The following is a 17,565-nucleotide window of genomic DNA, read 5'->3' on the forward strand; positions in this document are numbered from 1 at the left end:
GGATGACCTGATCGCCCGCTTCAAGGTGGTGCTCGGCGACACCGCGACGTTCGAGGCGACCAGCAAGAACAGCGTGCCGAGGACTTCGCGGTCCGCGCAGCCGGGAATCGGGATGGGTCGTGCTACTGGAGCCGATAAGCCCGGCCGACAGCGCCGGCGCGTTCGTCGGCGGGACCCTGACCTCCGCAGGCGTCACCGGGAGCTTCTGCTGATGATCGGCCCCACCGAGTCCCAGCCCGACGGCTTCCGCCTGGTCACCGGCACCGCGTGGCCGGCTCCCGGGCGCGGTGTCGCACATGGCGTGCCTCAAGCGGCCCGACGGGACGATGGTCCTCATGAACGTCGGCAACCAGGAGGACCCCCAAGGCGCCGCGCTCAACTCGCCGGGCGGCGAGATCTACTCGCCACAACCGCCGCTGACCCCGGACCAGGTCAAGGCGATCATCACCTCCGACAAGTGGTGACGAACTTCGTGCCTGCCACCCGGCGCGTGCGGGAGCGCCCGCCGGCCGTCCCGGTTCGCCGCTGCCGCCGGCGCCGACAGGTCGGCGGCCGTGCCCGGCACGACGCACTGGTACGGCGCGGTCGGCGGTGCAGCCGGCCGGGTGCGCGGCGGTCGGGTCGTGAAGGACCGACTGGAGGATTACTCGGCTCCCACCGCCGTGGGACACTTCTCTGGCCCGGGACGAGAACGTGCTCCTCGCGGCCAGGGGGATTCCACACATGTCCCCAGGCGCCTCCGAGCAGGACGACGAGGATGCTCAAGACCAGGTGGAACCACTGCGGCAGGCGCATGCCCACCAGCCGGTCGAACCGCATCATGGCCCGCCGCCGAGCAGGAACACCGTACCGGAACGTTGTCCGTCGAGATCGACCGACGAGTTCGCCCATCGCCACCTGCTCGTCGGAATACGCTGCGAAAGGTGTGAGCGATGAGGAGACGGCTGATGATCGGTTTGTTGTCGGCGGGGGTGGTCGCCGCGCTCAGCACGTCACCGGCGGCTGCCGCCGGAGCACCCGTGATCACCGAGTTGGGCACCCTCCCCGGCCACACCGACAGCAACGTCTCGGGGCTCACCGACACCGGCACGGTCATCGGACAGTCGTTCGACGGGTTGTGGTGGAAGCCCACGACCGCCCGCGCGGTGAAGTGGAGCCGCACCGGCGCCGTCACCGCCCTGCCCACCCGGCCCGGGGACCCCAACCCGCACAGCAGGGCCGTCGACATCAACGAGGCGGGCACCGCCACCGGCTACACCTACGGCGGGCCGGACTACCACGGCCTGCGCTGGAACGCGGACGGCACCTTCACCGAGCTGCACCCGCTGCCCGGCGACAGCTCCAGCCGCCCGGTCGCCATCTCCGCGGACGGGACCGTCATCGGCGAGTCGTTCGGGCCGTACCGCTCCTACCGCGCGGTGCGCTGGGCCCCCGACGCCACGATCACGCTGCTGCCCATCCCGCCCGGACAGACCGACTCGACACCCCGGATGATCAACGACCGCAACACGATCATCGGCGGCTCGTACAACTGGGTGCAGCAGTCGTACACGCTGCGGTGGAACCCCGACGGCACGTACACCGACATCAGCGGGCTCATCTCCGGCCCGTTGGCCATGAACAACGCGGGGACGATCACCGGCATCTTCGCGGGCCGGGGCTACAACGAAACCGTCCGGGTGCACGCGGACGGCAGCCGTGACGAGCTCGGTTGGTCGGCGGCACCCGGCGCGATCAACGCCGGCGGTACCGCCGTGGGCGGCTACGCGGGCGACGAGGAGTACCGGCACGCGATGCGGTGGGCACCCGACGGCACCGTGACCGAACTGCCGAAGCTGCCCTCCGACACGGACTCCTGGGCGGACGCCGTCAACGACGCGAACATCGCGGTCGGCACCTCCTCCGTGTACCTGGACGAGCACATGACGGAGACGCACGCCGTGTACTGGAAGGCCGATGGGAAGGTCACGGCACTGCCTTTCCTGCCCGGCGGGAAGAGCAGCAACGCGAGCCGCATCAACACCTCGGGCACCATCGCCGGAGGTGCCAAGACGGCGAGCGGACACCTGCGGGCCGTCATCTGGCGCCTGTGATCCCAGCGGCACGCTCCTGGACCCAGTGGGTCGGCAGCAAGTGCTGTCGCACCGGGTCGCGGGCTCGCGTTCCACAAAAGGACACGGCACCCGGTCACGTGATGCGGCGGGCACGGTCGGATCCAGGCCACCCGTAGGACAGGTCCGGCGGCACATCGGGGAACAGCGGTCCATAGTGGACTCGATCCTTGCGCACCAGGGCAGAGCGGTGGCTGCGGCGCACGTCGTCGTCGCCCAGCCACAGCGGCAGGTCGCCCGTCGCGGCCAACTCCGCCTGACCTCGCACCTCGACCACCCCGAGCACCGCAACCGGGCACGACCAGGCCGCGCAAGACCTGGATCGCCTCGACCCGCTGCTTGCCCGACCGGCGGACGTCCAGCGCGCCGGCGGTCACCGCGAAGTCAGGACGGGGAAGCAACGTCTGCATGCCCACCGGGTATCCGTCAGGGACGATGCCGACCCCGAGCCGCGTCCGCCCGCAGAACTCACCAGCTGTCGGCCGCGAACGACAGGCAGCCCCGGCGCTCGCTCGCGGGCCGGTCACGCCGGCGTGGTGGCCCGAGGTGGCGGATGGCGGCAGATCCGCCACCTCGCGGGCGCTACTGGACGATGCGCCAGTCGGTGAGGCCGCTCGAGCACAGGTCCAAGGTCAGCCGGGTGTCGAGACCGCCGGGTGCGGCCAGGCAGAACCCGGTCTTGACGTGCTTGAACCGCACCGGACTACCCGACAGCAGGGTGAAGTCCTGGTTGTCGTCCGCACCGGGCCGGCAGTGGTATTCGGTGACCTTCGCACCGCGCTCCACCGAGCCGAAGAAGGGCACGTCCATGCACAGTTTGTCGGAGATGTTCTGAATGGCGAACGATTCACTGCCGGGATCGGCGTAGATCAGCCGCCAGGTCTGGTTGTCGCCCGGCCCCGGGCGGCAGTGCCACTGGTTCACCGGGCCGTCGACCGTCCCCGGACCGAAGTCGGGCAGGTCAGCGCAGTAGCCGGTGCGTGAGTTCTGGATCATGAAGTTGCCGGCCGGCGGCACCGGGCCATCCGCCTGGGCGCCCGCGATCGCCGGTGCCAGGAATCCGAGAGCAGCGGCCACCGTGACCGGCGAGCGCCTCACCGCCGGCGCGGCCCGCGACCCGGCGGACTCCTCCCACTCGCGCCTGGCTGTCTCGCCCAGCGGCCGGTACCTGCTCAGCGCCGGGCGGGTGTGGCACCCCTACGGCTGCCTCGCGGTCTACGACTTGCACCGGGCGTTGGCCGAACCCACCACCCTCGACTCCCACGGCGACGTGTTCGGTCTGCGGGGCCTGATCCAGGAGGAGGTCGCCGGCGCGTGTTTCGTCGACGACGTCGTGGTCTCCACCGGCGAGCGGGGAGGTGCTCGCGGGAATGGCCCGAGCTCGCCACGGGCGGGGCGGACAGCGCGATCGTGTGGGCGACCAGGTGACGATCGTCCATCTCGGTCGACCACGGCGGGAGGTCGGGCGGTCAGCGGTCGAGGGGCTTGCGGGCCTCGATGAAACCGCTGTCCGAGCCGACCTGCTGCGAGAAAGTAAGTGCCGTCGGCGAACGGGAGCGGCGGCCGGTCCTCTTCTGCCACCACGAAAACGCCCTTGGCCCGCAGGTTCCGCTGAGCCCGTGCGAGGGTCGGCGGCCACGACTCGGTCGCGACCATCGCCCGCGCGGCCCGCTGCGGCACCCCGGCCGGCACCGCCGGTCCTCAGCACGGGCCCTCAGGGCGCGTCCGCCGGGCTCGCGGGTGCGCCGAACCAGCGGGACAGGGCGGCGCGGAGCGCGGGCTCGGCGGTGGCGGCCGGTTCGCCGGTGGTCGCGGCCCAGGCGACGTGGGCGTCCGGCCGGATCAGCAGGGCGTCGGCCGGGCGGTCCGGGAGCTCGGCGGTGCGCACGTCGACGCGGTGCCGCCACGGGCCGGCGACCTCGCGCAGGTCCGGGCGGTCGGCGAGGTCGAGCAGGACGGGCCGGGCGGCGTCCGCGCCACCGACCGCACGCAGGGCGACGTCCGGGGCGAACGTGCCGGTCAGGACGTGCGCACCGGGGTCGGGCGGCGGGTAGCGGAGGTCGGTGCCGGCGATGAGGGCCCCCAGGCGCAGCAGCGGCTGTTCGTCGGTCAGCAGCTCCTGGAAGACCTCCCGCAGCGCCACGGCGGCGTCGTCCCGGCCGCGCCTGAGCGCTACCTGGGCCTGGGTGTGCAGCATCGTGCGCGCACCGGCGTGGCGGCGTTCGGCGTCGTAGGTGTCCAGCAGGCCCGGCGGTGCCCAGCCGGCGAGGTCGGCGGCCAGCTTCCAGGCGAGGTTGGCCGCGTCGAGCAGGCCCGCGTTGAGGCCCACGCCGGTGGACGGGAACAGGTGGGCCGCGTCGCCGGCGAGCAGGACCCGGCCGGCCCGGTACCGCTCGGCCTGCCGCGCCTGCATCCGGTAGCGCGACAGCCGGACCACCCGGCCCAGCGGCAGGGTCCCGCCGAGCACGCGGCGGACGCTGTCCTGGAACTCGGCCTCGGTCAGCGGCGCGTCGTCGGCCTCGACGGGCCCGTCCTCGGTGGTCAGCACGAGCACCACCTGCTCGTCGAGCGGCCCGAACCCGAACAGGCCGGTCGCCGTCCGGGTGAACCCGGTCCGGACCGGCCCCAGGCCGGGGACGTCGAGGTCGCCGTCGGCCGAGCGGGTCACCGAGTCGGCCAGGGTGACCTGGCCCAACCGGTTGACCTCGGGGTAGGTGGTGCCGGGGAACGGGATGCCGGCCAGCTCGCGGATCCGGCTGTATCCGCCGTCGCAGCCCACCAGGTACCGGGCGGTGACCCGGTACGGCCCGTCCGGGCCGCGCACGTCCGCGCCCACCCCGGCGTCGTCCTCGGTGAACCCGACCACCTCCTGGCCGCGCCGCACGTCGGCCCCGAAGTCACGGGCGCGCTCGTCGAGCAGGCGTTCGAGTTCCGGCTGCGGCAGCGTCAGCCCGCGCAGCGGCGGTTCCGCCAGGCCGGAGAAGTCCACGTGCACGTCGCCGAACGGGTACCGGGGCGCGGGGTGGCTGGGGCCCGCCGCGGCTGCCTCGAACCGGTCCAGCAGACCGCGGTGGTCGAGCAGCCGCAGGACCTGCCCGCCCAGGCCGTTGGCCTTGGGCACGTCCGGGAGTCGGGGTTGCCGCTCCAGGACCAGCGGCCGCACCCCGGCCAGGCGCAGTTCACCGGCCAGCATCAACCCGGTCGGCCCGGCCCCCACCACGATCACGTCGGCGTCCATCTCCGGCACACGCACGTCTGCATCCCCATTTCCCCAGGTCCTGGCTTCGAGCGAGGATTCTGCGGCACCGACCGGGCCTTGCCGCAAGCCCCCCGCTGCGCTATAAGTTGGAAGAGAACAAAGCGGGCCAACACCTTTTCCGCGATCCTCTGTGGACTGGACGCTCCCCGGGCCGTGACCGGCGTACGGTCGTCGGGGTGACCGGCGACCTCCTGCACCGTGCGCTCACCGACCCCGACGGCCGCGTTCGACCGGTCGGCCGCGCGGTTCGCCCGCGATCACGCATCCTGGACCACGCCGGGGATCAGCTTCGAAGAGCTGCTGGTGAGCCGGCCGACAAGGTGTCCGAAAGGCGGGTACCGGACCCCGGAACAGTCGGCCCTCCACCGGATCGGTGCGGACGCACCCCGCCGGCTCACCTTCCAGGCGGGCTACCCCATCGACTGACAGCGGCACCTCGTGGCTAGGAGTGGACCTCGCACGGGCAGGTGAGCGGGCCGCGGTCGGGTCGTCGGCGAGGTTCGGCTTTCTGCCGCACGAACGCCCACGCGTATTCGACCGCGCCGCGCACCGCGCGCAACCCGTTGCCGCGTCGGAGGAATCGCAGCCACACCCCGACCGCCGCCACGCCGCTGCGGGCCGCCCGAACGTAGGAACGTCGGCGCAGCAACAGGTTTGCCCGGTACAGCTCGAACAGCAGCGCGCCACGGCGGTAGCCGCCCTCCCGCGCGCCGCGCACCGCGTTGTCCAGCAACGCCAACGCTTCGTCGTACCGACCGCGCCGGATCTCCAGCCGTGACACCGCGGCGTCCAGGATGGCGTGGGCGGCGGTGTTGTGGCGCAGGCGGGAGAAGGTGCGGCGGGCTGCGGCGAAGTGGGCTTCCGCCTGGTCGTACCCGCCGCCGACGACCAGGATCTCCCCGATGGCGATGTGGTAGAAGCCGCTCTTGCGCTCGTACTCGGCGTGGGTGGCGTACCGGTAGTCCAACGCCTCGACCAGGTTCGCCAACGCTTCTTCGTCACGGCCGAGCATGTGCAGGACCCGCCCGCCGTAGTGGTGGGCGCGCGCCTGGGCCCGTGCGGTGCGGTAGGAATCGGCCGGCGCGTCGACCGCGAGCGCCGCCTGGTAGTGGCCCAGCGCGGTGCGCAGTCCACCTTGGACGTAGTGCAGGTTTCCCAGGCACACGTACACCTGCGGCAGCCGGTGGCGGCAGTCCGGGTCGGCGGTGCACGTGCCGAGGCAGCGTTCCAGCAGGCCCGACGCGGCCGCGTACTCGGTCAGGTCTATCGCGAACTGGGCCCGCACGAGGTCGACCTCCACCCGGTCCAGCGGGGTGCGGCACGCGGCCACCGCCCGGCCCAGCTCGGCCCGGCGCGACTCGTCGCCCCCGGTGACGCGCGAGTAGTAGGACGCCTTGGCCACGTGCGCCGGCCACGCCGAGCGGCCCGCCGACGCCAGCAGCGCGGCCGCCGACTCCAGCACGCCGGGGAAGTCGGCCACGCCGGTCCGGTCGCCCTGCTCGATCGCGCTGATCGCCAGCTCGGTCAGCCGCTCCACGAACCGGGACAGCACCGGACCGTCGACCACGACCCGGTGCCGGCCCACGTTGTCCAGGTCGTTGACCATCGCCTGGAGCACGTCCTCGGGGACGTCGTCGTGCGAGCCGCGCGCGGACCGCTCGAACGAGCGCCGCACCGCGTCGTGCAGCCGCTGCGGGTTCGCGCCGCCGTACCCCCGGAACGACCTCGGGCTCATCGCGGCCGCGTGTACTCGTAGAGCAGGCTGTGGATCGAGTACCGCGAGTTCAGCCGGGTCGCCTGCACCAGCCCGAGGTCGAGCGCCGACCGCAGGGTCGCGTCGAACACCTCCGCGGCCAGCCCGCAGATGTCGCGCAGCTCCTCCCCCGCCATCTCGTCGCCCCGCCGCTTCACGCAGAACGCGGTGATCAGCGCCTGGGCGTTCACCTCGCCCGCGACCAGTTCCAGCTCGGCCAGCGACCGGTCGAACAGGTGGTCCTTGACCCGCTGCCCGAGCCCCGCGCCCGGCTGCCCGGACAGCTCGGTCGCGACCCGGTCCAGCGGCAGACCGGTCGACAGGTAGTGCCCGACCACCAGCTTGAGCAGGTACGGGTTGCCCTCCGTGACCCCCACGACCGGCAGCAGCAGGTCGCGCGGCGCGCCCGCGAGCTGACCGTCGTCCCGGCCGATGTGCCGGACCAGCGCGATCGAGTCGTCCTCCGACAAGCCCCGGACGGTGTGCTGCTGGACCAGGCCGCTCGGGTCGTCGACCCGGCTGCGGCTGGTCACCACGAGCTTGTGCGGGCGCACCAGGCCGAACCGGTGCAGCCGCTGCACCAGCGCGGACGCCTGGCGCACCGTCTCGACGTTGTCCACCACCGTGACGATCGGCGGGTGCCCGGCCAGCGCGTCGCGGAACCCGTCGCCCCACTGCCGGGGGTTGGGGCCCAGCGCCACGTCCAGCTGGTCGGCGAGGTCGACCACCGCCTCCATCCACCACGCCCGCGCGTCCGGGTCGTCGTCCTCGGGGGCGTCGCCGCGCACCGTGGTCCACAGCACCCGGTCGACCAGGCCGTCACGGTGCGCCCGGTCCACGGCCTCGAACGTGACGGTCGTCTTGCCGACGCCGCCGGAGCCGCGCACGGCGAGGATCCACGAGCCGGTCGGGTTGGCGATCGCCTCGCGCACCCCGGCGGTCGCCGCGTCCGCCCCGAACAGCCGGTCGTGGTTGACCGCCGCCCGGTCGCGCCAGCCGCCCTCGGCCGGCGGCGGCACCGGGTGGCCGGGGACGTGCAGCCAGCCCACCAGCCGGCTCTCCTTCACCCGCGCCTCCACCCGGTGGTAGGTCTCGGGATCGACGTCCGGGTGCCCCTGCGCCACCACGTCCTCGTGGAAGCGCTCGGAGACGATCGCCGCCACGGTGACCTCGCGCGGGGCGGCGGCCAGGGCGGCGCGCAGCGGCGGGGCGTCGAGCAGGCGGGCCAGCAGGACCAGCGGGCGGCCGGTGTAGCCGAAGTCGTCCAGGACCACGTCCGCGTCGTGCACGGCCACCCGCACCCGCATCCGCTCGGACTCGGGCACCCGGTCGTTGTGCGCGCGCAGCGCGGCGTCCAACGCGCCCAGGACCGGGTGCAGCAGCAGCCGCTTGGGGTGGTGGTCGGGCACGGCGACGACCAGGCCGTCACCCCGGTCGTGCTCGTGGCAGCCGCTCCAGTCGATGCCCGCGGCCGCGAACGCCGAGCCGAGGTGCTCGCGCAGCGCCCGCCGCATCGCCACCGAGGCGGCGTTGTGCCGGCGGGGATCCGCGGACCGCTCGATGTCGACCGCGAACAGCGCCCGGTGTTCGGGTTCCAGCACGACCATGCCCCCAGACCCTAGGCCCGGACGGGGGTCCGCCGGCGGAATTCACCCGGCCGGTCGTCACCTGCGCCGCCGAAGTGCGGTCACGGCCGGCGGCGGACCGCGTTGTCACTGTGGACCGCTGCCGTGAAGTCGTTGTGCGCCAGGCAGGGCGACCGTGCCCAGGGCGCTCTCCAACTGCTCCCAGCGGGCCACCAGGTTGGTGATCATGAGCATCATGACGTCCGGGAAGGCGTAGAGGAACGTCTTGTAGCGGTAGTGGTCCAGGAAGAACGCGCGGACCTCGCCCACGGCGGTGACGGTGCTGGTGCGGGCGTTGAAGAACAGGTCGTGGCCGCCCAGCAGCGCGCCGGCCGACAGCACCGCGTGCTCGTAGATGCCGCCGAAGTCGACGCTGACCTCACCGGCGGAGATCAGGTAGATGCCGTGGGCGGCGGCGTCCTCGCGGCACAGGACGTCACCGGGGGCGAAGCCGACCTCGTCGAACATCGAGGCGAGCGTGTCCAGCTCGGTGCCGACCAGGGGCTCGAAGACGCGCACGCCGTACGGGTCGACGCTCGTCTTCAGGCAGGCGACGCGGTCGGCGAGCTCGGCCTCGGAGAGGTGGCCCATCCGCATTCCCGCGAAGCGCTTCATCCGGTCGATGTCGCGCCGCTGCCGGCGCGAGATCTCGGCGGTGGGCGGCTTGTAGAGCGCGGTGTTCCCGCTGATCCGCGCGGCCTCGCGCAGGCCCGACTCGTAGGCGCTGTGCACGCAGCCCCAGTGGTGGCTGTTGGTCGCCTCGCCCGCGAAGAACAGGTTCTCGCCGACCGGTTCGCCGAGGGTCTGGAGGTCGCGCGGCGAGCCGTCGACGCCGATGCAGGCGTACGAGCCCCGGGCGAACGGGTCGGCCGACCACGCGGTGCGCGTGATGTGCGTGGGCGTGGGCGTGTCGGGGCCGAACATGTCCTGGACGACGGTGGTCGTGTACGCGGCGACCTCGTCGTCCGACCAGGTCTCCAGCTCACGGCCGAGCGACGCGCCCAGCAGCAGCACCAGGGTGGCGCGGCCGTGCGACTTCCACATGCTGATCACGACCGTGGGGTAGCGGTCGGCCTCCCGGCACAGGTAGCCGAACACGTACTGGTCGGCCGGCCAGAACGGCTCCCGGTAGTGCAGCGCGATCTTGTTCAGGGTGCCGAAGCCGAGCCGTGCGACGGCCGCGCGCTTCGCCTCGGGCAGCGCGGGCCCGAACGTCACCGCGCCGCTCTTGAGGACGCCCAGCGGCAGGGTGACCAGCACCTTGTCGGCCAGGAAGTCGCCGTGGTCGGTGGCCACCCGCACCGGCTCGCCGGCGCCGCCCCGCTCGACCCGGGTCACGACGTGCTCCAGGCGGACGTCCAGCCCGTCGGCGAGGGCCTCCACCACCGACTGGTAGCCGTCGCGCAGGACGCTGTCCCCGTAGCCGTAGACCAGGTAGCCGTCTTCCCAGAACTTGTGCGAGAGCTTGCCGGCGTCCTCGGCGACGTCCTCCCGCAGGATCACGTTCAGGTGATAACGGATACCCCGTTCGTCCTCGTCGGAGAAATCACCGGACGCGATGATCTCGTTGACGGCGTCGGCCAGCGAGATATCGGGCAGCTCCCGTTTCCGGGCGAGGTCGGCCCGCTGTTCGAGTTCGTGCAGCACGCCGTCGGCGAGTTCGAGCATGCGGTTCTTCAGCGCGTGGCCGAGGGCCCGCCCGTCCGGCCCGATCAGCCGCAGCCGGTCGAACCCGCCGGTGTAGGCGCTGTCGCCGCCGACGTAGCCGTACGGGAGCTCCAGGCTCTCCACCAACTCGGTGATGGGGTTGCCGTCGGTGCCGTGGATCCAGTGCGCGCCCAGGTCGACGCCGTCGTGGTCGGTCCAGATGCGACCGCCGACGCGGTCGCGCGCCTCCACGACGGTGACCGGGTGCCCGAGGTCGCGCAGGGCGCGCGCGGCGGCCAGCCCGGCGATCCCGGCTCCGATCACCAGCACCGAGGGCGGTCCGGCCGGCGGGCGGTCATTCGGCCGGTCTTCCGGTTGGTGGTCCGTCATCGGAATGCGCCACGTCCTTCCTCGTAAGACCACAGCGCGGAAGACGCCACGACACTCCAGTGCGGCACTTTTGGGCTCGGGCGATTCCCTTCGATAAGGGGAGTCCTGACGTTAGCACAGGGCCCCGGACCCCTAAATATCACTAAAGAGTGAAACCATTCCGGCCACTGAATACGGTACGTAATCGACGGTCGGTGTCGGGATCACGACAGCGCGGGCGGTGATGCTCCGGGGCCGCGTCGACCGCGATCGGATGCCGGGACGGGAAGCGCGTGGTTTCGTGATCAGCGACAGGGATGACGGCGACGAGAGGACCCGGATGCACCTCGACCTGACCGGCAGGACGGCGTTGGTCACCGGCTCCACGCAGGGCATCGGCGAGGCGATCGCCACCGCCCTGGCCCGTGCCGGGGCGCGGACCGCGGTCAACGGGCGCAAGCCCGGGGCGGTGGCCGAGGCCGTGGCACGGATCCGGGCCGAGGTGCCCGGCGCGGACCTGGTGGAGGCCGTCGGCGACGTGGCGACGGCGGACGGGGTCCACGGTCTGCGGTCGTCGCTGCCCGAGGTCGACGTCCTGGTCAACAACGTTGGCATCTTCGGCGCGCGGCCGGCGCTGGAGATCACCGACGACGAGTGGCGGCGCTACTTCGAGGTCAACGTGCTCTCCGCCGTCCGGCTGACGCGCGCCTACCTGCCCGGGATGACCGGGCGCGGCTGGGGCCGGGTCCAGTACATCGCCAGCGACTCGGCCCTGGTGATCCCGGCCGAGATGATCCACTACGGGGTGTCCAAGACGGCGCTGCTGGGCGTGTCGCGCGGGTTCGCCAAGGAGGCCGCCGGGACCGGCGTGACGGTCAACAGCGTCATCGCCGGCCCCACGCACACCGGTGGGGTCGAGGAGTTCGTCTACCAACTGGTGGACAAGGACCTGCCGTGGGACCGGGCGCAGCGCGAGTTCATGCGGCTGCACCGCCCCCAGTCCCTGCTCGGCCGGCTGATCGAACCCGAGGAGATCGCCAACCTCGTCGTCTACCTCAGCTCCCCGCAGTCCTCCGCCACGACCGGCGCGGCGGTCCGGGTCGACGGCGGTTACGTGGACTCCATCGTGCCGTGACCGGTCGTCCCGTGGCCGAGGCGGGCGCTTCACTCGGTGGTCGGGAAGCCCAGGTCGATCCCGCCGTCGGCGCGCTCCGGCCAACGGCTGGTGACGACCTTGCCGCGGGTGAAGAAGTGCACGCCCTCGGTGCCGTGCGCGTGGGTGTCGCCGAACAGCGAGTCCTTCCAGCCGCCGAAGCTGTAGTACGCCATCGGCACCGGGACGGGGACGTTGACGCCGACCATGCCGACCTCGACCTCCCGCCGGAACCTCCGGGCAGCGCCGCCGGCACGGGTGAACACGCACGCCCCGTTGCCGAAGGGGTTGGCGTTGACCAGTTCCAGCGCCTCGTCGTAGGTGTCGACCCGGACCACCGACAGCACCGGCCCGAAGACCTCGTCGGTGTAGACGCTCATCCCCGGCGTGACGTGGTCGAGCAGGGTGGGGCCGAGCCAGAAGCCGCCCGCCGGGCCGTCCGGCCGGACGTCGCGGCCGTCGAGCACGACCCGCGCGCCGGCCCGCGCGCCCGCGTCGACGTAGCCGGCGACCCGGTCGCGGTGCTGCCCGGTCACCAGCGGGCCCATGTCGTTGGCGCGGGTGCCGTCGCCGGTCCTGATCCGGGCGGCCCGCTCGGCGATCGCGGCGACCAGCGGGTCTGCCACGCCGCCGACCGCGACGACCACGCTGACCGCCATGCAACGCTCCCCCGCCGACCCGAACCCGGCGTTCACGGCGGCGTCGGCGGCGGCGGCGAGGTCCGCGTCGGGCAGCACCACCATGTGGTTCTTCGCGCCGCCGAGGGCCTGCACCCGCTTGCCGTGCGCGGTCGCGGTCGTGTGGACGTGCCGGGCGACCGGCGTGGACCCGACGAACGACGCCGCCTTGATGTCCGGGTGGGTGAGCAGTCCATCGACGGCGGTCCGGTCGCCGTGCAGGACGTTGAACACGCCAGGCGGCAGTCCCGCCTCGGCCAGCAGCCGGGCCAGGGCGTTCGCCGCCGACGGCGTCTTCTCGCTCGGCTTGAGCACCACCGTGTTGCCCGCCGCGATCGCGATCGGCACGAACCACAGCGGGACCATCACCGGGAAGTTGAACGGGGTGACGACGGCGACCGGGCCGAGCGGTTGGCGGACCGAGCACAGGTCGACGCCGGTGGAAGCGTTCTCCGTCATCGCGCCCTTGAGCAGGTGCGCCGCGCCGCAGGCGAACTCGACCACCTCCTGGCCCCGGCTGATCTCGCCGAGCGCGTCGGCGAGCACCTTGCCGTGCTCGGCGGTGATCAGCCCGGCCAGCTCGGGTTTGCCCCGCTCCAGCAGTTCCCGGAACCGGAACAGGATCCGGGTGCGCTTGGTGAGCGAGAGGTCGCGCCAGGCCGGGAAGGCGGCGACGGCGGAGGCGACGGCGGCCCGGGTGTCGGCGGCGTCGGCCAGCGCGACCCGGCCGGTGACCTCGCCGGTAGCCGGGTCGGTCACCGGCGCGGTCGCCGTGCCGCTGCCCCGGTGGGCCCGGCCGTCGATCCAGTGCCGCACGGACGGGGCGGTGGTCATGAGCGGTCCTCCGCACCGGGCGCGACGAGGAGGGCCGCGAACTCAGCGGTCAGCTCGGCCACGGCGGCGTCGGCGGCCGGTGCCAGGCCGGGCATCCCGAAGAAGGGGTGGATGAGGCCGGGGTAGACGCGCAGCGCGGTGGGCACGCCGGCGCGCAGGAGCTCTGCCGCGTAGACGATCCCGTCGTCGCACAGCGGGTCGAACCCGGCCACGCCGACGACGGCGGGTGCGACACCGGCGAGGTCGGCCGCGAGCGCCGGCGAGGCACGCGGGTCCGCCGCGCGGGCGTCGTCGTCGGCGAGGTAGCCGCGCCGGATGACGGCCAGGTCGGCGCGGGTCAGGAAGAGCCCCTCGCCGTTGCGGGCCTCCGACGGGTAGCAGGCGGTGAAGTCGGTGACCGGGGAGGCCAGCAGTTGCCCGGCGACCGGGATCCCCGCGTCCCGGGCCGCGATCGCGGTGACCGCCGCCAGGTTGGCGCCCGAGCTCTCGCCGGCCAGGCCGATCCGGCGGGCGTCGCCGCCCAGGTCGTCGACGAACTCCGCGGCCCACCGCAGCGCCCGCTCCGCGTCCTCGACGGCGGCCGGGAACGGGTGCTCGGGGGCGAGCCGGTAGTCCACCGACACCACGCAGGCGTTCAGGTCGTGCGCGAGCCGGTGGGCCACGTCCCGCATCAGGTGGGCGCTGCCCATGGTGAAGCCGCCGGGGTGGAAGTAGAGGACGGTCGGCACCGGCCCGGTACGCCCGGCCGGCCGGACGAGGAGCAGCGGCAGGTGTCCGACACGCACCTCCTCGACGCCGCCGACCGGGGCGAAGGCCGCCGGGTCCCAGTGGTCTTCGATCGCGGCCCGCATCCGTTCGCGCCTCTCGCCGGGCGTGCCGGCGAACCCGGCCGGCGCGCCGGCCGACCGGAGCGCGGCCAGGAAGCCGGCGATGTTCGGGTCCAGTGACATGGGGTCCTCTCAGCAGTGGAACTCTCGGGAGTGGGACTTCGGCGGTTCCGGCGGGGAACTCGGCGTCAGGCGCCGAGCAGGTGGTGGTGCGACGCCAGCGCGAGCGCGCGGACGCGGTCCAGTACGTCGCCGACCAAGCGGCCGGCGCGTTTGCGGACGACACCGTCGACCAGGACGGTGTCGACGTTGCCGGGGTGGGCGGAGGACACCAGGGCGGCCACGGGGTCGGTCACCGGGAAGAGGTTGGCGTCGGTCGCGCGGACCAGCACGACGTCCGCGCGTTTGCCCGGCGTGAGGCTGCCGACCTGGCCGCCGAGCCCCAGCGCGTCGGCACCGCCCCGGGTGGCCAGGGCGAACGCCTCGTGCACGCCGAACGGGGCGAGCCGGTCGGCGAACCGGGAACGGCCTTCGGCGAGCTGGCTGCGGTGGGCGGCCAGGCCCACCCGCAGCTGGGTGAACAGGTCGGCCGCGCCGAAGGTCTCGGTGTCGCTGCTCAGGCCGGCGTCGATGCCGAACGCCCGCACCCGGTCCAGCGGGGTGTGCCCGATGCCGGGGAAGGACTGCTCGTGCTGGGGCGCGAGGGACACCGACGCGCCGCACCCGGCGATCATCGCGAACTCCTCGTCGCTCGATTCGCTGCAGTGCACGAAGTTCAGGTCCGGGCCGAGCAGGCCGGCGCGGTGCATCCGCGCGATCGCCGCCACCGCGCCGTGTTCCGGGCCGCACCCCATGTGGATGGACGTGCGGATGCCGAGGTCGCGCGCCATGGCGAGGTCCTGCGCCGTCACGTCCATCGTGGACAGCTCCGGGCCGCGGCCGGCGAGCTGCAACGTCACCAGCGCGCCGTCGTCGGCCAGCAGCTCGCGGCGGATCCGGCGGACGTCGTCGGTGTGCGGCCGCGAGCTGTCGGCGATCCACGCCGGGAGGTCGACCAGCGGCCAGCCGTGGCCGAAGACGGCGCGGATCCCGGCGTCGCGCAGCGCCGCGATGGCGTGGTCGCTGTGCTCGGGCGAGTTCTGCACGTGCGACCAGTCCATCAGCGTGGTCGTGCCCGCGTCGAGGGCGGACAGCGCGCCCAGCAGGGTGCCCGCGTAGACGTCCTCGGGGCGGTAGCGCGGGCCGAGCCGGCCGAACATCTCGCCGAAGTAGGCTCGCAGGTCGAGTTCGGTGCACCGGTGCCGGACGGCGGACTGCCAGGTGTGCTTGTGGGTGTCCACGAGACCGGGCAGCACGATCATGTCGGTGGCGTCGAGCACTTCGGCGCCGTCGTGGTCGAGGTCCGGTCCGACGCGGGCGATCAGGTTGTCCTCGATGAGCACGTCGCAGCCGGCGGCGGTGCCGAGCGCCGGGTCTCCGGTGACGACGTGGCCGTTGGTGATCACGGTGCGTCGTGGTGTGCGGTCGGGCATCGCGGGTCCTCGTTCCGGTGCGGTCATCGGCCGACGGCCGACGGGTGCGGTTCGGCGGTCGCCAGGCACAGCGCCGCCCGGTGGGCGTCGAGCACCTCCTCGTCGGTCGGGCGGACGTCCCAGGCGCGCGCGACGTAGGCGTCCGGCCGGATCAGCGCCGTCGTGGCACCGGCCAGTTCCCGGGGCAGGACCCCGACCCGCGTGGTGGTGATCGCCGCGGGCAGCGCTCGGCCGCCGGTGGTGTCGACCAGGACGAACCCGGCGTCCTTGGCCACCTCGACGTAGCTGGTGCCGGGGTCGACCGGGAAGTCGTCGACGCGGGTGCCGTCGGCGCGGTGCGGGTCGGACGCGCGGTGGTAGGAGGTGCCGAAGCCGCTGAGCCGGTCCCGCAGGACCGCGTTGACCTCGGGTACCGGGACCAGTTCGCGTTCCACGAAGTCCTTCAGCGCGAGGCCGCCGGGCGAGAAGTCGAAGTGCAGGGCGCACTGCGCGGCCACGTCGTCCATCAGCGCTTCGAGCACGGGGTGGCGTTCGTCGTGGTAGGTGTCGAGCAGGGCGTCGGGCGCTTGGCCGGTGGCGGCGCGGCCCAGCTTCCAGCCGAGGTTGAAGGCGTCCTGGATGCAGTAGTTCATCCCGATGCCGCTGGCCGGGTAGTGCACCCTGGTCGCCTCGCCGACCAGCAGCACGCGGCCGCTGCGGAACGCGGGCACCCGGAGGTGGGCGTCGCCGTAGCGGGAGAGCCACCGCGCGGTGGTGATGTCGAAGTCGGTGCCGAAGATCAGCCGCAGGGACTCCCGGACCTCCGGGATGGTGACCGGTTCGGTCTTGGGCACGTGCCGGCGGTGCTCGGCGACGATGATGAACCGGGTGGTGCCCCGGCCGAACGGGTAGGCCAGCACCCAGCCGTGCTCGTTGCGCCGCATCCGCATCGACGCCTGCCACGGGAAGGCCAGGTCCGCGTCGACCGCGACGGCGGTCATCCGGGTCGGGTGGCCTTCGAACGGGATGCCGGCGGCAGCCCGCACGAGGCTGCGCGCGCCGTCCGCGCCGACCAGGTAGGGCGCGGTCAGCTCGACCGGCGCTCCCCCGGCGTCGAGGGCGGCGACGGTGACCCGGTCGGCGTGCGCGGTGTGGCCGGTGTAGGTGACGCCCCGGCGGAAGTCGACCCCCTGGTCCAGCGCCCACTCGGCGAGCAGGTGCTCGGTGGTCATCTGCGGCAGGATCAGGGCGTAGGGGAACTTGCTGTCCAACTGGTCGTACCGCAGGCCGGAGAGCCCGGCGTACATGTACCGCGGCACCTCGAAGTCCGGCCGCCACCGGCCCGCCGCCGCGCGGAACCTCCCCATCAGGCCGCGGGCGTCGAGCAGTTCGAGCACGCGCGGCTGGATCACGCCGGCGCGGGAGTGGGTGTCCTCGGTGCGCCGCTCCAGCACGACGACGTGGGCTCCGGCGCGGGCGGCCTCGGCGGCGGCGGTCAGACCGGCCGGGCCGCCACCGACGATGACGACATCGGCTGACGGGGCGCTGTTCGGCATGGGATGTCCTCCACTACGACCGGTGTGCGGTCAGATGTCCGCTAGGCGGTCATCGGCCGCCGCGAAGAAGGATGCGACTTCCGCACGGCACTGTCAAGAACGAATGAACAAGACTTTTTCTTTGCATCAAAGGCTTTACTTTCAATCCAACGCAGGCCGAGCAGGCGGACGGGTGTCCGCTGGACGGCCGCCGGACGCGACGGCCGGCCGGCGCGGCTAGGCTGACGTCCGATCTCCGAGGAA

General features: G+C 73.0%; 13 protein-coding genes. 3 read left to right on the top strand and 10 right to left on the bottom strand.

Annotated features, from left to right (window positions below; genetic code table 11):
- Positions 1-296 precede the first annotated feature (296 nt).
- Positions 297-464, top strand: a complete 168-nt coding sequence (locus tag BN6_RS46830; protein WP_015102059.1) for a hypothetical protein — start codon at positions 297-299, stop codon at positions 462-464.
- Positions 465-932: 468 nt separating this feature from the next.
- A complete protein-coding gene (locus tag BN6_RS22600; protein WP_015102060.1) occupies positions 933-2,093 on the top strand; it encodes a hypothetical protein in 1,161 nt (386 codons plus the stop codon).
- Between the two features lie 94 nt (positions 2,094-2,187).
- On the opposite strand, the gene BN6_RS50060 is transcribed toward BN6_RS22600, so the two are convergent.
- From BN6_RS50060 to BN6_RS22635, 6 genes are all read right to left on the bottom strand, one after another.
- Positions 2,188-2,388, bottom strand: coding sequence for a hypothetical protein (locus BN6_RS50060; protein WP_331712589.1), 201 nt, complete (start codon positions 2,386-2,388; stop codon positions 2,188-2,190).
- A gap of 305 nt (positions 2,389-2,693) precedes the next feature.
- On the bottom strand, positions 2,694-3,188 hold the full coding sequence (locus tag BN6_RS22610) for an RICIN domain-containing protein (protein WP_148302969.1): 495 nt from the start codon (positions 3,186-3,188) through the stop codon (positions 2,694-2,696).
- Positions 3,189-3,825: 637 nt separating this feature from the next.
- The gene (locus BN6_RS22615) at positions 3,826-5,364 is read right to left on the bottom strand and encodes an FAD-dependent monooxygenase (RefSeq protein WP_015102064.1); all 1,539 of its coding nucleotides are present in this window, start codon (positions 5,362-5,364) and stop codon (positions 3,826-3,828) included.
- A 448-nt stretch (positions 5,365-5,812) separates the two neighbouring features.
- Complete coding sequence (locus BN6_RS22625; RefSeq protein WP_015102066.1) at positions 5,813-7,105, bottom strand: tetratricopeptide repeat protein; 1,293 nt, start codon at positions 7,103-7,105, stop codon at positions 5,813-5,815.
- Positions 7,102-8,730 (bottom strand): hypothetical protein, encoded by a 1,629-nt coding sequence (locus tag BN6_RS42225; protein ID WP_015102067.1) that lies wholly within the window; start codon positions 8,728-8,730, stop codon positions 7,102-7,104. Before BN6_RS42225 ends, BN6_RS22625 begins: the two co-directional genes overlap by 4 nt.
- 105 nt (positions 8,731-8,835) lie before the next feature.
- The gene (locus tag BN6_RS22635; RefSeq protein WP_015102068.1) at positions 8,836-10,785 is read right to left on the bottom strand and encodes an FAD-dependent oxidoreductase; all 1,950 of its coding nucleotides are present in this window, start codon (positions 10,783-10,785) and stop codon (positions 8,836-8,838) included.
- A gap of 319 nt (positions 10,786-11,104) precedes the next feature.
- Between BN6_RS22635 and BN6_RS22640 the strand changes: the two genes are divergently transcribed.
- Positions 11,105-11,899 carry an SDR family NAD(P)-dependent oxidoreductase gene (locus tag BN6_RS22640; protein WP_015102069.1) on the top strand — a complete coding sequence of 265 codons (795 nt, stop codon included), beginning with the start codon at positions 11,105-11,107 and terminating at the stop codon, positions 11,897-11,899.
- Positions 11,900-11,928: 29 nt separating this feature from the next.
- Here BN6_RS22640 and mmsA read toward each other — a convergent pair whose 3' ends face one another.
- From mmsA to BN6_RS22660, 4 genes are all read right to left on the bottom strand, one after another.
- Entirely contained in the window at positions 11,929-13,428 is a 1,500-nt protein-coding gene (mmsA, locus tag BN6_RS22645) for a CoA-acylating methylmalonate-semialdehyde dehydrogenase (RefSeq protein WP_015102070.1), read from the bottom strand.
- The gene (locus BN6_RS22650) at positions 13,425-14,378 is read right to left on the bottom strand and encodes an alpha/beta hydrolase (protein WP_015102071.1); all 954 of its coding nucleotides are present in this window, start codon (positions 14,376-14,378) and stop codon (positions 13,425-13,427) included. The genes mmsA and BN6_RS22650 overlap by 4 nt, the downstream gene beginning before the upstream one ends.
- 65 nt (positions 14,379-14,443) lie before the next feature.
- Positions 14,444-15,787: an amidohydrolase family protein gene (locus BN6_RS22655; protein ID WP_015102072.1), complete on the bottom strand. Its 1,344-nt coding sequence runs from the start codon at positions 15,785-15,787 to the stop codon at positions 14,444-14,446.
- A 23-nt stretch (positions 15,788-15,810) separates the two neighbouring features.
- The gene (locus BN6_RS22660; RefSeq protein ID WP_015102073.1) at positions 15,811-17,322 is read right to left on the bottom strand and encodes an FAD-dependent oxidoreductase; all 1,512 of its coding nucleotides are present in this window, start codon (positions 17,320-17,322) and stop codon (positions 15,811-15,813) included.
- Positions 17,323-17,565: the final 243 nt, after the last annotated feature.

This window comes from Saccharothrix espanaensis DSM 44229, assembly GCF_000328705.1.
GTDB lineage: Bacteria > Actinomycetota > Actinomycetes > Mycobacteriales > Pseudonocardiaceae > Actinosynnema > Actinosynnema espanaense.